Annotated in this window: 4 protein-coding genes; 2 read left to right on the top strand and 2 right to left on the bottom strand. The window is 41.6% G+C overall.

What is annotated here, in order from left to right; all coding sequences use genetic code 11:
- Positions 1-540: 540 nt before the first annotated feature.
- Positions 541-756 (bottom strand): hypothetical protein, encoded by a 216-nt coding sequence (locus ACWVCM_RS15445; RefSeq protein WP_455202661.1) that lies wholly within the window; start codon positions 754-756, stop codon positions 541-543.
- A 239-nt stretch (positions 757-995) separates the two neighbouring features.
- Here ACWVCM_RS15445 and ACWVCM_RS15440 point away from each other — a divergent pair, with 239 nt between their 5' ends.
- Complete coding sequence (locus ACWVCM_RS15440) at positions 996-1,916, top strand: hypothetical protein (RefSeq protein WP_455202660.1); 921 nt, start codon at positions 996-998, stop codon at positions 1,914-1,916.
- A gap of 53 nt (positions 1,917-1,969) precedes the next feature.
- Here ACWVCM_RS15440 and ACWVCM_RS15435 read toward each other — a convergent pair whose 3' ends face one another.
- Complete coding sequence (locus tag ACWVCM_RS15435; protein ID WP_455202659.1) at positions 1,970-2,671, bottom strand: hypothetical protein; 702 nt, start codon at positions 2,669-2,671, stop codon at positions 1,970-1,972.
- A 110-nt stretch (positions 2,672-2,781) separates the two neighbouring features.
- Here ACWVCM_RS15435 and ACWVCM_RS15430 point away from each other — a divergent pair.
- A partial coding sequence (locus ACWVCM_RS15430) for a GIY-YIG nuclease family protein (protein WP_455202658.1) occupies positions 2,782-3,257 on the top strand: 476 nt, incomplete at its 3' end.

Here is a 3,257-nt window from a genome sequence, read left to right as displayed (position 1 = left end):
CAGACAGCTTAGGACTCTATGTTGGGTTAATATTCTGATTGTGGTTTTAGAATCTATTTAGGCTAATTTGCACAGCAAATTGTGACATAAGTGAGAAAGCCTATTGCCGTAAAATAAAAGGCGAACCGCCATAAGGTGGTTCGCCAAGGACGAGGAGTACTGATAAGAAGCATTAACTAGAGTGGTCAATATACTCCCACGATTTCGTTAATAGTAGGTAAATATTTCACATTTTCTCCTGTTCCTTTTACCTATTTTTACCTGTCGAAATCTCCAGCCAGGTTATTCGGGTATCCAGGTGTTTGTTTAGTGTTTGTTAAGTGTTTGTCGCTTCACGATTATGAAGTGCTTTGGCGAGTGCGATGCTCATGGGACTTGTTACTATGGCGAGGTAGAAGATTATACGGTGTGATACCGTAAAACGTATTTGAACTGACTCGGTCGTTGCTAACATCAAACGACTCCATGATATTTATCATGGAGTCGTTTTTCATTTGCGATTCTGTTGATAGATTTTGTTGATAAAGGTTCGGCGAGCGACTAGGCTGAGCGATTTTTCCGAGCTAGCTCGAATTCACCCATAAAATTGCGGATGATTTGCGAATCCACCGGATCTTCCATCCGAACTTCCACGTCTACGATGATGCCAGAGTTTTGAATTGTGCTAAATTGTCCAGCCTGGCGTTCAGGTAGCTGGCATACCTTATTACTGGCGCTGTCTTGCGACATGCCATCTTCATTCATTTTTTCCGTCATTTTTGTGACCCCATAGCGTATATATCTTATTGATTATTAGAGTGTATTATTGTTATTGTTTAACTAATGAACATAGTATAATATTCGATCAAAATTTGATCAAGTGAGATATTTGTCTCATTTTTTAATAATTTTACCAGGAAGGTCCATGAATTCGGGGCAGACAAAGCGTATAAAGAACTTTAAGCTACGCAAGTGTCTAACAAAGTCTTGCCAGGGAACACCATAGGTTTCATTTCATGTTTAACATAGATTGCAGAGTCTTTCTTTTTGCCACCTTACTAGTCGTTATCTTTCCGTTTCACTCTTTTGCTGAAAGTACAAAAGCAGTTAATGGTTATGAGGCTTTACTTTCTCAATACCAGACAATAAAGGGCTCGCTGGAGTCCAATCAATATGGCGCTCCCGTTTATATCCAGTCAAACTTTGAGGAAGACAATGCCACAGGCGAGGTGTTTGCGCTGGTAGAACATAAGTTCGATTCGGTCGTAGCGGGCCTGGATTCACCTGATCACTGGTGCGATGTTGTGTTGCTTCATATTAACGTCAAAGGTTGCAATGTGAAGGGCAATAATGATTCTGAAAGGTTTTTAACGCTCTTTGTTGGACGCCGGTATTTTCAAACACCGGATCAGGCGCACGAAATGAAGTATCAATTCAACAAAGTCAGTTCATCGCCTGATTACCTGCACGTTAATCTAACAGCGGGAGATGGACCACTGGGCACTTCGGATTATCTTTTAACATTTGAAGTCATACCCTTTAATGAGTCAAGCAGTTTTATTCATTTTAAGTATTCCTATCACTACGGCTTCATGGCGAAGCTGGCCCTGGATGGCTACCTGGCTACCATCGGCAGGCATAAGGTTGGTTTTACCATTACAGATTATGATGCGGCAAATAATCCCGTTTACGTAAAGGGGCTACAGGGAATAGTTGAAAGAAACTCCATGCGATATTTCATTGCGATCCGTTCCTTCCTTGATACTTCCTACCTTAATCGCGAGCAATGGGATAATCGTGTGCAGCACTGGTATCAGCTGGCCAGACGTTTCGAACGCCAGTTCATGGAAGTGCGTGAAAAAGAGTATATAGAAACGAAAAGTAAAGAATTCAGAACTCGAGAAGCCAGCAAAACGGCGTTGTTGAATTTAGAGTAGGGTTGCTTTGAAATACAGGCAATAAATCAAACAAAGCAACGCTTGACTGAAAGCTACTGGTTGGCCACCTGGGTAAATTGAGCTTCAACCATCAGCTTGCCTTCGAACCATGCATCCATCTTCAAACTACCAATGTCTTCTTCGACATCAAAACCTTTTTGCTCCTTGGGATGTGTGGTTTTTAAAGTTAAAGAAGATTTCGGGTAATTGATATTTAGTTTAACGTGAAAGGGATAATAGCCGTCTAGAAATTTCCGAAAGTAAGGACCGTTGCGCAAAACAAAGCCGCCTTTATTGTTTGGTGTGAGAATTCGAACTTCGGCCAGGACGCATAACGTAGCCCCTTTTTCGATACCTTTCATTTGTACTGACTGATTTTCGATCCAGGCATTCTCCATCCCGTAATAATGTTCTATGCGCAGATTGCGCATTTGCTTGTATTGATAAACAATTTGTGATTCTGCAACCGCATCCAGGTTTTTGTGGCATTGATGCAGCGTGACCCAATGTGTTTCCAGGCTGGAATCTGATATTGTAATTGTGTTTGTCACAGTATGAACTGGTTTATCGGCAGGGGGTGTGGATAAAAATTCGAGTTCACCTTCGTTAACTTGCATTGCCTTTTCTTCGAAGTCTTCTTCAAACATTTTTTCCAGTAGTTGTTCTTCGCTTGAAGATTGTTGTGCAAATGCACAAGGGAATGTTCCCAGACTCAGGAGAAGATAAACAAAGACACTAGACGGGACTGGTTTCATGGTGATGAAAATAATCTAGTTGTAATTTTTGTCATAATATATCGAAATAGCCGGATTGTGTATATAGGTACCCGCTGCGTTGTTTTCTGACCTGAGTGTACAATAGTGCCATGAATCTTGAATCGCAAAAGGGTACTTATGCCTTGATTTTTCAGGCAAACACGGCGTTTGTCTGTAACGTCGGTAAACATCATAACTTTGAGGGTAAGGTTGGGCGCTATATTTACGTAGGTAGTGCATTCGGGCCAGGTGGTGTGCGCGCCAGGATCATTCACCATTTAAAAACGTCATCGAAACCGCATTGGCATCTCGATTACATCCGACCGTATATTCAGCCAGTAGCTGTTTGTTTTTGTTATTCTTCAAAACGACAGGAACATCAATGGGCAGCAGTGGTTGGTAAGATAGCAGGAGCACAAACGCCGATGCATAATTTTGGTTCTACTGATTGCACTTGCCCATCACATTTATTCTTCTTTCAGAAGCTCCTGGTCACTGAGACATTGCTGCAACATCTGGGAAAGAATCTGTCCCATTCCCAGAAACTCCATAGCATGAAATTAACAGTAGAAAATATCAGGCGCAT

The sequence above is a fragment of the Kaarinaea lacus genome (assembly GCF_975902315.1).
Note: the sequence above shows the minus strand (reverse complement) of the source record. Positions and strands in the feature narration are given on the sequence as shown.